At 72.3% G+C, this 12,299-nt stretch carries 13 protein-coding genes and 1 riboswitch; all 13 genes read right to left on the bottom strand.

The window, feature by feature from the left end:
- Window positions 1–4 precede the first annotated feature (4 nt).
- The 13 genes from BM223_RS12855 to BM223_RS12795 all read right to left on the bottom strand — a co-directional run bounded on the left by BM223_RS12855 (window position 5) and on the right by BM223_RS12795 (window position 12,252).
- Window positions 5–1,318 carry a serine hydrolase domain-containing protein gene (locus BM223_RS12855; RefSeq protein ID WP_038678783.1) on the bottom strand — a complete coding sequence of 438 codons (1,314 nt, stop codon included), beginning with the start codon at window positions 1,316–1,318 and terminating at the stop codon, window positions 5–7.
- 4 nt (window positions 1,319–1,322) lie between these two features.
- Window positions 1,323–4,145, bottom strand: coding sequence for an aminomethyl-transferring glycine dehydrogenase (gene gcvP, locus BM223_RS12850; RefSeq protein ID WP_038678781.1), 2,823 nt, complete (start codon window positions 4,143–4,145; stop codon window positions 1,323–1,325).
- A gap of 76 nt (window positions 4,146–4,221) precedes the next feature.
- Window positions 4,222–4,319, bottom strand: a riboswitch (glycine riboswitch).
- 15 nt (window positions 4,320–4,334) lie between these two features.
- Window positions 4,335–4,943, bottom strand: a complete 609-nt coding sequence (locus BM223_RS12845; RefSeq protein ID WP_038684312.1) for a MerR family transcriptional regulator — start codon at window positions 4,941–4,943, stop codon at window positions 4,335–4,337.
- A 154-nt stretch (window positions 4,944–5,097) separates the two neighbouring features.
- The gene (locus tag BM223_RS12840; RefSeq protein ID WP_038678779.1) at window positions 5,098–5,568 is read right to left on the bottom strand and encodes a bifunctional nuclease family protein; all 471 of its coding nucleotides are present in this window, start codon (window positions 5,566–5,568) and stop codon (window positions 5,098–5,100) included.
- 28 nt (window positions 5,569–5,596) lie between these two features.
- Window positions 5,597–6,328 carry a transcriptional regulator FtsR gene (gene ftsR, locus BM223_RS12835; RefSeq protein WP_052138577.1) on the bottom strand — a complete coding sequence of 244 codons (732 nt, stop codon included), beginning with the start codon at window positions 6,326–6,328 and terminating at the stop codon, window positions 5,597–5,599.
- 2 nt (window positions 6,329–6,330) lie between these two features.
- Entirely contained in the window at window positions 6,331–6,840 is a 510-nt protein-coding gene (locus BM223_RS12830; protein ID WP_038678777.1) for a zinc-ribbon and FHA domain-containing protein, read from the bottom strand.
- A gap of 74 nt (window positions 6,841–6,914) precedes the next feature.
- Window positions 6,915–7,304, bottom strand: coding sequence for a glycine cleavage system protein GcvH (gene gcvH, locus BM223_RS12825; protein WP_038678776.1), 390 nt, complete (start codon window positions 7,302–7,304; stop codon window positions 6,915–6,917).
- A 10-nt stretch (window positions 7,305–7,314) separates the two neighbouring features.
- Window positions 7,315–8,058 (bottom strand): DUF881 domain-containing protein, encoded by a 744-nt coding sequence (locus BM223_RS12820; protein WP_038678773.1) that lies wholly within the window; start codon window positions 8,056–8,058, stop codon window positions 7,315–7,317.
- The gene (locus BM223_RS12815; protein WP_038678772.1) at window positions 8,051–8,383 is read right to left on the bottom strand and encodes a small basic family protein; all 333 of its coding nucleotides are present in this window, start codon (window positions 8,381–8,383) and stop codon (window positions 8,051–8,053) included. Before BM223_RS12815 ends, BM223_RS12820 begins: the two co-directional genes overlap by 8 nt.
- Complete coding sequence (locus tag BM223_RS12810) at window positions 8,380–9,234, bottom strand: DUF881 domain-containing protein (protein WP_038678771.1); 855 nt, start codon at window positions 9,232–9,234, stop codon at window positions 8,380–8,382. Before BM223_RS12810 ends, BM223_RS12815 begins: the two co-directional genes overlap by 4 nt.
- Window positions 9,227–9,844 carry a cardiolipin synthase ClsA gene (gene clsA, locus BM223_RS12805; RefSeq protein ID WP_052139288.1) on the bottom strand — a complete coding sequence of 206 codons (618 nt, stop codon included), beginning with the start codon at window positions 9,842–9,844 and terminating at the stop codon, window positions 9,227–9,229. The genes BM223_RS12810 and clsA overlap by 8 nt, the downstream gene beginning before the upstream one ends.
- 10 nt (window positions 9,845–9,854) lie before the next feature.
- Entirely contained in the window at window positions 9,855–10,910 is a 1,056-nt protein-coding gene (locus BM223_RS12800; RefSeq protein ID WP_038678768.1) for a hemolysin family protein, read from the bottom strand.
- Window positions 10,903–12,252, bottom strand: a complete 1,350-nt coding sequence (locus BM223_RS12795; protein ID WP_038678766.1) for a hemolysin family protein — start codon at window positions 12,250–12,252, stop codon at window positions 10,903–10,905. The genes BM223_RS12800 and BM223_RS12795 overlap by 8 nt, the downstream gene beginning before the upstream one ends.
- Window positions 12,253–12,299: the final 47 nt, after the last annotated feature.

Here is a 12,299-nt window from a genome sequence, read left to right as displayed (position 1 = left end):
GACATCATGCCAGGCCGCCGGGGATCGGCGCTCGCGGGTCGTACGGCGTCCGGGTCCACACGAACGTCGCGCACTCCAGGTGGCTCACCCCGCCGTCGGCACGACGCACCGCGCGCAGCGTCTCGCCGCGGTGGTAGCCGTCGGTCCCGGTGAAGCCGGCACCGTCGGGCCGCGGGCGGAACCGGTCCTCGACCTCTCCGCTGCGCAGGTCGCGCACGACGAGCTCGCCGCCGGTCCACTCGAAGCCGAAGGCGGTGTTGCCCCAGAACCACACGCCCAGCACGTCGACGACCGGCCCGGGCACCGGGACCTCCGAGGGCTGCCACGGCACGGTCGCGGCCGGCGCCGGGGTGAGCCCGAGCAGCACGCCGGCGGCGGCATCGGTGTCGAGCCCGGTCGTGGCGTTGGCCAGGACGGCGACCGCGTCGCGCGTCGTCCGGTCGACGAAGAGGGCGGCCTGGAAGCCCGGCATCGAGCCGGTGTGGCCGGCCAGCGTGCGGTCGCCGGCGGTGAGCACCCGCAGCCCCAGGCCGTAGTCCGCGGCCTGAGCGGTCGGCGTCGCCATCTCCGCCAGGGTCGCGGCACCGAGCACGTCGGGGTGCCCGGTGGCCAGGAAGTCGGCCCAGCGCAGCAGGTCGGCGGTGGTGCTCCACAGCTGCCCGGCGGGAGCCATCGCGCCGGTGTCGGTGAGCGGCTCGGGGCTCAGCGTGTGGGCGAAGTGGTCGACGCTGCGCCCCGGAGCGTGCCCCGCCGGCGGCAGGTACGACGTCGCGTCCATCGCGAGCGGCCCGAGCAGCCGCTCGCGCACGACGTCCCACCACGAGACACCCCGCAGCCGCGCGACGACCTCGCCGAGCAGCGCGTAGCCGAGGTTGGAGTAGTGGAAGTACTCCCCCGCCCCGGCCACCCGGCCGGAGCCGTCGTTGGCGGCGAGCAGGGCGTCGGTGCCGACCCCGGGCGAGCGCTCCCACCACGGTCCCGCCGGCTCGCTCTGCAGACCCGCGGTGTGGGCGAGCAGGTCGCGCAGGGTGGCCTCGCGGTAGCCGGTCTCGGGGACGAACCGCCCCACCGGGTCGGCGAGGTCGAGCCGGCCCTCGTCGCGCAGCTGCAGGACGAGGACGGCAGTCAGCGTCTTGGTGATCGACCCGATCCGGTAGGCGGTGCCCGGACCGAGCCCCGGCGTGCCCGGGTCGGCGACGAGGCTGCCCTGCCAGGCCGGTGCCCCGCCGCGGGCGACCGCCGCGGAGACCGACGGCAGCCGGCCGGCGCCCTGGAGCGCGGCCAGCCGCTCGTCGTACCGGATCGGGTCGGGGGTCACGCGCTCACTCGGAGTAGGCGTCGATCGGCGGGCAGGCGCAGACCAGGTTGCGGTCGCCGTAGGCCTGGTCGATGCGGGCCACCGGCGGCCAGTACTTGTCGACGGAGTGCCCGGCCGGGAAGACCGCGACCTCGCGGGAGTAGGCGCGGTCCCACTCGCCGACCAGGGCACGCGTGGTGTGGGGGGCGTGGTGCAGCGGCGACTCGTCGACCGCCCACTCCCCTGCGCCGACCTTGTCGATCTCGCCCTTGATCGCGATCATCGCGTCGCAGAACCGGTCGAGCTCGGCGAGGTCCTCGGACTCGGTGGGCTCGACCATGAGCGTGCCCGCCACCGGGAACGACATCGTCGGCGCGTGGAAGCCGTAGTCGACGAGCCGCTTGGCGACGTCGTCGACCGAGACGCCGGTCTCCTTGGTGATCTCGCGCAGGTCGAGGATGCACTCGTGGGCGACCAGCCCGGACTCGCCGCGGTAGAGCACCGGGAAGTGCTCACCGAGCCGCGCGGCGACGTAGTTGGCCGACAGCACGGCGACCGCGGTCGCCCGGGTCAGGCCGGCGCCGCCCATCATCCGGATGTAGGCCCACGAGATCGGCAGGATGCCCGCCGAGCCGAACGGCGCCGCGCTGATCGCGCCGGTGCCGTCGCGGCGCTCGGCGTCGGGGTGCAGCGGGTGGGTCGGCAGGTACGGCGCCAGGTGGGCGCGGACCGCGACCGGACCCACGCCCGGGCCGCCGCCGCCGTGCGGGATGCAGAACGTCTTGTGCAGGTTGAGGTGCGAGACGTCGCCGCCGAAGCGGCCCGGCGCAGCGTAGCCGAGCAGCGCGTTGAAGTTGGCGCCGTCGATGTAGACCTGGCCGCCGTGCTCGTGGACGACGTCGCACAGCTCGGTGATGGTCTCCTCGTAGACGCCGTGGGTCGACGGGTAGGTGACCATGATCGCGGCCAGCGTGTCGGCGTGCTGCTCGCACTTGGCCCGCAGGTCGGCGAGGTCGACGGTGCCGTCGTCCTCGGCCTTGACGACGACCACGCGCATGCCCGCCATCACGGCGGAGGCCGGGTTGGTGCCGTGGGCCGAGGACGGGATCAGGCAGACGTCGCGCTGGTCCTGGCCGTTGGCGCGGTGGTAGTTGCGGATCGCGAGCATGCCCGCGAACTCGCCCTGGGCACCCGCGTTGGGCTGCACCGAGACCCGGTCGTAGCCGGTGACCTCGGCGAGCCAGCCCTCGAGCTGCTCGATCAGCTGGCGGTAGCCGTCGGCGTCGGCGGCCGGCACGAACGGGTGCAGGTTGGCGAAGCCGGCCAGCGAGATGGGCTCCATCTCGGTGGTCGCGTTGAGCTTCATGGTGCACGAGCCGAGCGGGATCATGCCGCGGTCGAGCGCGTAGTCGCGGTGGGCGAGCCGCGTGACGTAGCGCAGCATCGACGTCTCGTTGTGGTGGGTGTTGAAGACCGGGTGGGTCATGAAGTCGGTGGTCCGCCGCTGCGCCTCGGGCAGCCCGGCGAGCGGCTCGGCCGCGGCGGGCGTCACGCCGAAGGCGGTGTGGAGCGCGCGCAGGGTGGGGGCGCCGGCGGTCTCGCCGAACGCGATACCGACGGTGTCGGCGTCGACCAGGCGCAGGTGCAGCTGCTCGGCGCGGGCGGCCGCGACGACGTCGGCCGCGCGACCGGGCACCCGGACCTGGAGGGTGTCGAAGAAGCTGTCGTTGACGAGCTCGAGGCCCGCACCCGTCAGCGACGCGGCAGCGCGGCCGGCGAGGGTGTGGATGTCGCCGGCGATGTCCTTGAGGCCCTGCGGGCCGTGGTAGACGGCGTACATGCCGGCGGTGACGGCGAGCAGCACCTGCGCGGTGCAGATGTTGGACGTCGCCTTGTCGCGGCGGATGTGCTGCTCCCGCGTCTGCAGCGCGAGCCGGTAGGCGGGGCGGCCCTCGGCGTCGACCGAGACGCCGACGAGACGACCGGGGAGCTGGCGCTCCAGGCCCTCGCGGACGCTGATGAAGCCGGCGTGCGGGCCGCCGTAGAAGAGCGGGACGCCGAAGCGCTGGGCCGAGCCGACGACGACGTCGGCACCGAGCGTGCCGGGCGCCTCGAGCAGGGTGAGCGCGAGCAGGTCGGCAGCGACGACGGCCAGGCCGCCGCGCTCGTGGACCGCGTCGATGACGGGCTTGATGTCGGGGACCCGGCCGGAGGCGCCCGGGTACTGGACCAGCACGCCGGAGACGTCGCCCTCGGGAAGGCCGTCGCTCAGGTCGGCGACGAGCACCTCGATGCCGATGCCCTCGGCGCGCGTGCGGACGACGTCGATGGTCTGCGGCAGCGCGTCGGCGTCGACGACGAACGGGCCGCTCGCCTTGCGGTTGGCGCGGAACGCCAGCGCGACGGCCTCGGCGGCCGCCGTCCCCTCGTCGAGCAGGGAGGAGCCCGCGGTGTGCAACCCGGTCAGGTCGGCGACCATGGTCTGGAAGTTGATGAGGGCCTCGAGCCGGCCCTGCGAGATCTCCGGCTGGTACGGCGTGTAGGCGGTGTACCAGCTCGGGTCCTCGAGCACGTTGCGGCGGATGACCGCCGGGGTGACCGTGGCGTGGTAGCCGAGGCCGATCATCGCCTCGCCCGGCACGTTGGCGCCGGCCAGCGCGCGCAGCTCGGCAGCGGCCGTCTCCTCGTCGACCCCGTCGGGCAGCCCGAGCGCCTCGGTGGCGCGGATCGACTTCGGGACCGCCGCCTCCATCAGCGCATCGAGGGAGGGATGGCCGAGACGGTCGAGCATCGTCTCGACCTGGGCGTCGTCGGGGCCGATGTGACGGTGGACGAAGGGTGCGCTCATGGGCTGGGTGGCTTCCTTGTGGAACAACAGGACAGCCTCCCCCTCTGTCAGCGCAGCGGTGCACCTTCAGAGTTGCCTGCTCTGCACGGTCCTGGCGCCTGAGAGGTTCCGGGGAGGGATTGCCCCTTCGGCGCCAGCCTCACGGTGGAGACTGGACTCTCCCGTGCAGCATCGAACAGCGAGTACAGGCTACCCCACGTTGCGGGCAGCGCGGCGCGCGGCGAGCTCGTCGCCGGCGACGTGACCGGCCTCGTCCGGCGTACCGGCCTCGGCGGCGGACTCGCTCGGCAGCTGGGCCAGCGTGCCCTCGATCTCGCGCCACACGCCACCGATGGCGATGCCGAAGACACCCTGCCCGCCCTGGAGCAGGTCGATGACCTCGTCGTTGCTGGTGCACTCGTAGACCGAGGCGCCGTCGCTCATCAGGGTGACCTGGGTCAGGTCGTCGGTGCCGCGCTCGCGCAGGTGGCCCACGGCGGTGCGGATCTGCTGGAGCGAGATGCCCGCGTCGAGGAGTCGCTTGATGATCTTGAGGATCAGGATGTCGCGGAAGCTGTAGAGACGCTGCGAGCCGGAGCCCTTGGCGCCGCGCACGCTCGGCTCGATCAGGCCGGTGCGGGCCCAGTAGTCGAGCTGGCGGTAGGTGATCCCGGCGGCGTTGCACGCGGTCGGACCGCGGTAGCCCTGGTCACTGGGAAGCGGAGAGACGTCATCGGTGAAGAGCAGACCCTGCTCCTCCGCGACAGCGGTCGCCGCAGCCGTGTCCTGACCGACCTTCTCGGGCTGCTGCTCGTTCACGGGGTCCTCCACTGGGCGCGGCGTTGCACTGCTGTCGTTTCGACTCTTCAAGGTACGGCCGCGGCATCGGGCCGGTCAAAGACGTCGACGGGCGTGTCGCGAAAACCCTCAGGTTCTAGTTGAGGTTCAGCCTCTGGATCGCCGGCCGGACAGCTCACTGCTCGGCGTCGAAGTCCTCCGGCGAGACGTGGTCGAGGAACTCGCGGAACGCCTCGACCTCGTCCTCCTCCTCGGCCGGCGCGGAGAGCCCCGCCTCGGCGAGGACGTCGTCGTCGCAGTAGATGGTGGTGCCGGTGCGCAGCGCGAGCGCGATCGAGTCGGAGGGCCGCGCACTCACCTCGGCACCCGAGGCGAAGACCAGCGTCGCGAAGAAGACGCCGTCGCGCACGTCGGTGATCCGGACCTCGCTCAGCTCGTTGCCGGTGGCCGCGAGGATGTCCTTCATCAGGTCGTGGGTCAGCGGCCGCGGCGGCGTCACGCCCTGCTGGGCGAAGGCGATGGCGGTCGCCTCGACCGCGCCGATCCAGATCGGCAGGTAGCGGTCGCCCGCCACCTCGCGCAGCAGCACGATCGGCTGGTTGGACGGCATCTCCACCCGCACGCCCATGACGTCGACCTCACGCATGCGTCCAGCCTACTGCTCGCCCCGAACTTCAGAGCTGGCGCAGTCCGGCCTTGACCAGCGTCGCGTGCAGCCGCACCGACAGCGCGGCGATCTCGCTGACCGCCTCCTCGGCGCGCGCGGCGGCCCCGGCGTCGCGGCCGCGGCGCGGGGCGACGACCTGCTGGATCAGGCCGATCTCGCGGTCGGCGGCGGTGCGGAAGGCACGCAGGTGGCGCGGCTCGATGCCGAAGTCGGCGAGCTCGCGGGCGGTCTCGGCGATGACGAGGGCGTCGGAGTCGTAGTGACCGGTGGGCGAGGGCGCGATGAGGGCGTAGGCCTCGAGCTGGCCCAGGAGGTCCTCGTCGATGTCGGCCACCTTCATCAGCTCCTTGCGCGAGAGCCGCAACCGGTCGGTACGACGGAACGACTCGGGGGCGGGCAGGCCGTCGGAGCCGAGGGCGACCTTGGGCACGGTGGGGACGACGGGCTCGGGCGCGGGCGGCTCGAGCCCCCGGTCGATGGCGTCGAGGTGCTCACCGATCACCTTGAGCGGCAGGTAGTGGTCGCGCTGCATCCGCAGGATGTAGCGCAGCCGCGCGATGTCGGCCTCGGAGAACTTGCGGTAGCCCGCGGGCGTGCGCTCCGGCTTGACCAGGCCCTCGGACTCGAGGAACCGGATCTTGGGGATGCTGATGTCCTCGAAGTCGGCGCGCAGCCGATCGAGGACCTGCCCGATGTTGAGCAGCGGCTCGCGCTCCCCCCGAGCGACGGCAGCCGGCATGCTCAGACGCTCTCGTGCCCGGCGAAGAAGACCAGGCGGTACTTGCCGACCTGGACCTCGTCGCTGTCCTTGAGCGCGGTCTTCTCGATGCGGTCGCGGTTGACGTAGGTGCCGTTGAGGCTGCCGGCGTCCTCGACCGTGAAGCCGTCGCCCTCGCGGCGGAAGACCGCGTGGCGGCGCGAGACGGTGACGTCGTCGAGGAAGATGCCGCTCTCGGGGTGGCGGCCCGCGGTGACCTCGTCGGCGTCGAGCAGGAAGCGGCTGCCCGCACCGGGGCCCTTCTGCACGACGAGCAGCGCGTGCCCGGTGGGCAGCGCGTCGACGGCGGCCGCGTCGACCGCGCTGAGCGCGCGGTCGGAGGTCTCGACCTTGTCGCCGCCACCGAACTGGATGGTGGCGGTCGCGTCGGTCATCGGCGGGGCCGGCTCGGGGGCGACCAGGCGCGTGCCGCACTGGGAGCAGAAGCGCGCGTCATCGGGGTTCTGCCGACCACAGGCGGTGCAGAACGGCATCAGTGGACTCCTCGTCTGGACGGTTCGAATCGGCGATCGTGGGCGATCACCGGCTCACTCACGAACCTACCGGATCAGGTGTCGAGCTGGGCTTCATATCCCGCCGCGTCGAGCAGACCGTCGAGGTCCGCGCCGTCGGCCGGGACGATCTCGAACAGCCAGCCGGCGCCGTAGGGGTCGGTGTTGACGAGCTCGGGCGTGGCGTCGAGCGCCTCGTTGACGGCGACGACCTCGCCGGTGACCGGCGCGTAGACGTCGCTGACCGACTTGGTCGACTCGAGCTCGCCGCACGCGCTGCCGGCGGTGACCGCGGCACCGGTCTCGGGCAGCGAGACGTAGACGATGTCGCCGAGCGCGTCCTGGGCGAAGTCGGTGATGCCGACCCGTACCGAGCCGGCGGCCTCGCCGGGCTGGCGGATCCACTCGTGCTCGGCGGTGTACTTGAGGTCCCCGGGGTTCGTCATGGCCGGAAGGCTACTGCCCTTCGCCGGGTACTGCGTAGCGCGGCTCGTCCTGGCGCGCCACGGCCTCGATGTCGACCGTGCGCAGCTCGCGGACCTGCACCCGGGCGCCGTCGTCCTCGAGCTGCTTCTTGGGGCCCAGCGCGAAGTCGATGGCACCGCTGAGGACGCCGGGCTCGCCGATCACGTCGATGACGTACGGCGCCTCGATCCGCTCGCCGTCGACGAGGAAGCCGCCGTCGGTCTCGGTGAACGAGGTCTGCGCGACCACCCGCACCTTGCCGTTGATAGCGATCGCCTCGGCGCGCACGGTGCGCAGCTCCTCGATGGTGTCGAGCAGCGAGGCGAGCTCGACGCGGCCGTCGCCCTCGGTGATGGTGAGCCGGATGCCGGGCCCGGTGACCGGGACCAGCCCGGCCAGGATGTTGAGCTGGTCGAGCTCGGCGTCGGCCTGGTCGAGCGCGGTCTGGCGCTTCGTGGAGTCGTCGCGCAGGCCGGCCGCGACGTCCTCGAGCCGGCTGATCTCGCCCTCGGTGCGCTGCCGGGTGCCGGCCAGGCCGTCGAGGAGGTCGATGAGGTCCTGCTCGCGCAGGCCCGAGTAGGTGTCGTCGGTGCCGGTGAGGCGGACCTGGGTGACCGCAGCGAACCCGAGCACGGCCAGGAGCACGCCGGCCACGACCTGCTTGCGCGAGGGGCGGAAGAGCGCCCGCCGCAGGCGCTCGGCGGCCGTGGTCGGCTCGGGCTCCTGCTCAGGCATGGAAGAGGTGCCTCCGGATGGCGGCGACGTTGGTGAAGATCCGGATCCCGAGGACGACGATGACGCCCGTCGAGAGCTGGCCGCCGACGCCCAGGCGATCGCCCAGGTAGACGATGCCCGCCGCGATGATCACGTTGCTCACGAACGAGACGACGAAGACCTTGTCGTCGAAGATGCCGTCGAGGTAGGCGCGCAACGCTCCGAACACCGCGTCGAGCGCGGCCACGACCGCGATCGGCAGGTAGAGCTCGAGCCCTGCGGGGACGTCGGGCTGGAACACCAGCCCGAGGACCACGCCGACGACCAGACCCAGCACCGCGATCACGGCGCCTCACCTCCCTTGGTCTTCGGGTTCCGCTGCAGGTATGTCGCCGACCGTAGCCGCTGGAAGCCGCTGGGCGCGGCTCCGAGCCGCACGTCGTCGACATTGTCGATCTCGTGGGTGAAGCCGTACTGGTCGGCCAGGTTGAGGAACCGCAGCCCGCTGCGGCTCTCGACGAAGTCGGCGCCGAGCGTACGACGGTCGCCGATCGCGATCACCGTGTAGGGGGGCGCGATGCCCACGCTGTTGACCTCGATGGGCTCACCCGAGTTGCGGATCGCACTGGCTCCCGAGAGGCGCTGGCCGTTGATCGAGATCGCCTCGGCGCCGGCCTCCCAGAGACCGTTGACGAGCAGCGCGAGGTCGGAGTCGCGCACGACCTCGTTGGGTCCGGCGTAGTCGGGGTTGTCGACGACGATGCGCACGCCGGAGCCGGTGACGGGGGCGAAACCGGTCAGCGCGCCCAGCGCGGCGACCCGGGCCCGGGCGTCGGCGTAGCGGCGGTTGAGCGAGCTCAGCAGCTCCTGGCCCTGGGCGTTGGCGTCGCGCAGCTGGGCGATCCGGTCCTGGTTGTCGCGCAGCACCGCCTGGCGCGCCTCGACCCGGTCGATCAGGCTGGCCCGGCTGGCGTCGTCGACGTCGGCGTTCTGCGAGGTCTGGACGGCGGCCACGGTGACGAGCATCGCGAAGACCCCGATCACCACGATCACCCCGCCGCGGTAGCTGCGCCGGCGCTCCGGCCGCTCGCCGTCGCCGCGGCGCGACGCGGCCACCTGGTAGTCGCGGTCGAGCGCCTCCTGCGTGATCAGCGTCAGCAGCGGCGTCCGGGCGCGGTCGAGCGACGGCTCAGTCATGGCGCAGCCGCTCGGTGGTGGCCAGCAGCTTGCGCACCTGCCAGGCGTAGAGGACGCCGGCCCACCAGTACAGGCCGATCCCCCACAGCGCGAAGGCCCAGCCGAACACCTGGGCGAGCGTGGCGACCGTGCCGTCGGCGTCGCCGAGGAGCAGCAGCGGGAAGGCGTAGAGCAGGTTGAACGTCGCGGCCTTGCCGAGGAAGTGGACGGGCAGCGCGCTGTAGCCGCGGGTGCGCAGCAGCGGCACCAGCCCCCACAGCAGGAGGTCGCGCAGCGGCAGCGACAGCGCGACCCACCAGGGGATGATGTCGCGCATCGCCAGGCCGACGACGACCGCCAGGATGTAGAGACGGTCGGCGATCGGGTCGAGCAGCTGACCGATCTCGGACTGCTGGTCGAGCTTGCGCGCCAGCCAGCCGTCGAGGAAGTCGGTGACGCCCGAGAGCATCAGCACGACCAGCGCGAGGACGTCGGCCTCGGGGCCGAGCACGAGGTAGAGGAACAGCGGGACGCCGAGCAGCCGCAGCAGGCTGATCAGGTTCGGCACGGTCAGCACGCGACCGCGGCCGGTCCCGTCGGGACGGTCGGTGCTCGTCCTCGATCCAGCCACGGACGACACCCTAGATGACAGGTGACTCGTCGGAGTGCGCCGCGTCGCGGATCTCCCCGACCAGCTCCTCGATGACGTCCTCGAGCGCGGCCACGCCCTGCGTCGTCCCGCTGACGTCGACCACGCGGGCCATGTGCGAGCCGCGGCGCTGGAGCACCTCGAGCGCGTCGTGGAGCAGCATGTCGGGGGTGACGGTGGCGAAGGGCCGGATCCAGCGGTCGGCGACCGGACGCTCGCGGCGCTCCTCGTCGGGCTCGAGGACGTCCTTGATGTGGAGGTAGCCGACGAGGTCGCCCTGCTCCCCCACGACCGGGAACCGGCTGAAGCCGGTGGAGGCGCACAGCGCCTCGACGTCGGCGCCGGTGGAGCCGCGGACCACGGTGGCGAGGCTCTCGGGGCGCATCATCACCTCGGCGACGGTCTTCTCGGTGAAGCCGAGGGCGCCGGAGAGCCGGTCGTACTCGTCCTCGGCCAGCAGCCCCTCGCCGTGGGACTCCTCGACCAGGGCGGCGACCTCCTCGCGGGTGAAGGTGCTGCCGATCTCGTCCTTGGGCTCGATCCGGAGCATGCGCAGGATCGCGTTGGCGATCGCGTTGATCGTGACGATGATCGGGCGCAGCACCGTGACGATGCCGAGCATCGGCGGGCCGAGGATGAGCGCGGCGCGGTCGGGGCCCGCGATGGCGATGTTCTTGGGCACCATCTCGCCGAGCACGACGTGCAGGAAGACCACGATCGTCATCGCGATCACGAAGGCGACCGGGTGCAGCCACGCCTCGGGCACGTGCAGCTCGTGGAAGACGGGCTCGATCAGGTGGGCGAGCGCGGGCTCGCCGACGGCACCGAGGCCGAGCGAGCAGATGGTGATGCCGAGCTGGGCGCCGGCCATCATCTCGGAGACGCGCTCCATGGCGGTCAGCGTGATCCGGGCCATCCGCGAGCCGGCCTGGGCCTGGGGCTCGATCTGGCTGCGGCGCGCGGAGATCAGGGCGAACTCGGCGCCCACGAAGAACGCGTTGGCCGCGAGCAGGAAGACGGCGAGCAGGACGCCGGCGAGGTCACCCATCGGTCGGGCTCACCTCCTCCACGCGCAGGGACAGCCGGTCGATGCGGAGCCCGTCCATGTGGTCGACGGTCAGGACCGCGCGGCGCTCGGGCTCGTCGTCGTCCTCTCCCGTGAGCGGCAGCGGCACGACGGCCGTGTCGCCGTTCTGCGGGATCCGGCCGAGCACCTTGAGGACGAGGCCCGCGACCGTGTCGTAGTCCTCGTTCTCGGGCAGCTCGACGCCGGTGAGGTCCTCGACCTCGTCGGGCCGGAGCAGGCCGGACAGCGACCAGGTGCCGTCGCGGCGCAGCCGGCCGCGGCTGCCGAGCCGGTCGTGCTCGTCGGCGATGTCGCCGACGATCTCCTCGATCACGTCCTCGAGCGTGACGATGCCGGCGTGGTCGCCGTACTCGTCGAGGACGACGGCCATCTGGAAGCTCTCGGCGCGCAGCAGCGCCAGCAGCGGGTCGAGCCGGAGCGAGTCCGGGACGACGATGGGCTTGGCCATCAGGTGCTTGACCTTCGTGGTCGCGCGCTCGTGGAGCGGCAGCGCCACGGCGTTCTTGACGTGGACGGTGCCGACCACGGCGTCCGACTCGTCGAGCACCGGGAACCGGGAGTTGCCGGACTCGCGGGCCAGCGCGATCACGGCGCTGGCGCGGTCGTTGGTCTCGAGGCTGCGGGTGCGCACCCGCGGCGTCATGATCTCGCCGGCGGTCCGGGTGCCGAACTCCACCGAGCGCTCCATCAGCTCGGCGGTGTCGGCGTCGAGGGTGCCCTCGTCGGCGGAGTGCTGGATCAGCGAGGCGAGCTCGGTCGAGCTGCGCGCGGAGCGCAGCTCCTCCTGCGGCTCGACGCCGAGCCGGCGCACGATCGCGTTGGCGCTGCCGTTGAGGACCTTGATCGGCCCCCGGCAGACCGCGGTGAAGGCGCGCATCGGGCCCTGGGTGAGCCGGGCCGTCGTCAGCGGCAGCGCGATCGCGACGTTCTTGGGCACCAGCTCACCGATGAGCATCGTCAGCAGGGTGCTCAGCGTCAGGCCGAGCGCGACGGCGACCGGGCGCACGGCGCTCTCGGCGACGCCGGCGTCACCCAGCGGGCCGCGCAGCAGCTCGGCGATCGCCGGTTCGGCCAGGAACCCGATGGCCAGGTTGGTGATCGTGATGCCGACCTGGGCGCCGGAGAGCTGGGTCGAGAGCGTGCGCAGCGCCTTCTGGAGGCCGACCGCGGAGGCGTCGCCGTCGGCGGCGGCGCGGTCGACCTGACCCCGGTCCACGGTGACGAAGGCGAACTCGGCAGCGACGAACAGGCCGCAGGCGAAGATGAGGAGGATGGCAAGTCCCAGCAACAGCCAGGCGGTCATCGGTGTCCTTCAACAGGGTGGGGCAGGAGCACCACACACTACCGGTC

Origin of the sequence: Pimelobacter simplex (assembly GCF_900114845.1) — a bacterium.
Lineage (GTDB): Bacteria > Actinomycetota > Actinomycetes > Propionibacteriales > Nocardioidaceae > Nocardioides > Nocardioides simplex.
Note: the sequence above shows the minus strand (reverse complement) of the source record. Positions and strands in the feature narration are given on the sequence as shown.

Excerpts from the sequence above, each read along its gene's own strand:
- BM223_RS12800 (WP_038678768.1), bottom strand. The coding sequence starts at position 10,910 with ATGGGTGACCTCGCCGGCGTCCTGCTCGCCGTCTTCCTGCTCGCGGCC.
- BM223_RS12840 (WP_038678779.1), bottom strand. The coding sequence starts at position 5,568 with ATGCGTGAGGTCGACGTCATGGGCGTGCGGGTGGAGATGCCGTCCAAC.
- ftsR (WP_052138577.1), bottom strand. The coding sequence starts at position 6,328 with ATGCCGGCTGCCGTCGCTCGGGGGGAGCGCGAGCCGCTGCTCAACATC.
- BM223_RS12795 (WP_038678766.1), bottom strand. The coding sequence starts at position 12,252 with ATGACCGCCTGGCTGTTGCTGGGACTTGCCATCCTCCTCATCTTCGCC.
- BM223_RS12830 (WP_038678777.1), bottom strand. The coding sequence starts at position 6,840 with ATGCCGTTCTGCACCGCCTGTGGTCGGCAGAACCCCGATGACGCGCGC.
- BM223_RS12810 (WP_038678771.1), bottom strand. The coding sequence starts at position 9,234 with ATGACTGAGCCGTCGCTCGACCGCGCCCGGACGCCGCTGCTGACGCTG.
- gcvH (WP_038678776.1), bottom strand. The coding sequence starts at position 7,304 with ATGACGAACCCCGGGGACCTCAAGTACACCGCCGAGCACGAGTGGATC.
- gcvP (WP_038678781.1), bottom strand. The coding sequence starts at position 4,145 with ATGAGCGCACCCTTCGTCCACCGTCACATCGGCCCCGACGACGCCCAG.
- BM223_RS12820 (WP_038678773.1), bottom strand. The coding sequence starts at position 8,058 with ATGCCTGAGCAGGAGCCCGAGCCGACCACGGCCGCCGAGCGCCTGCGG.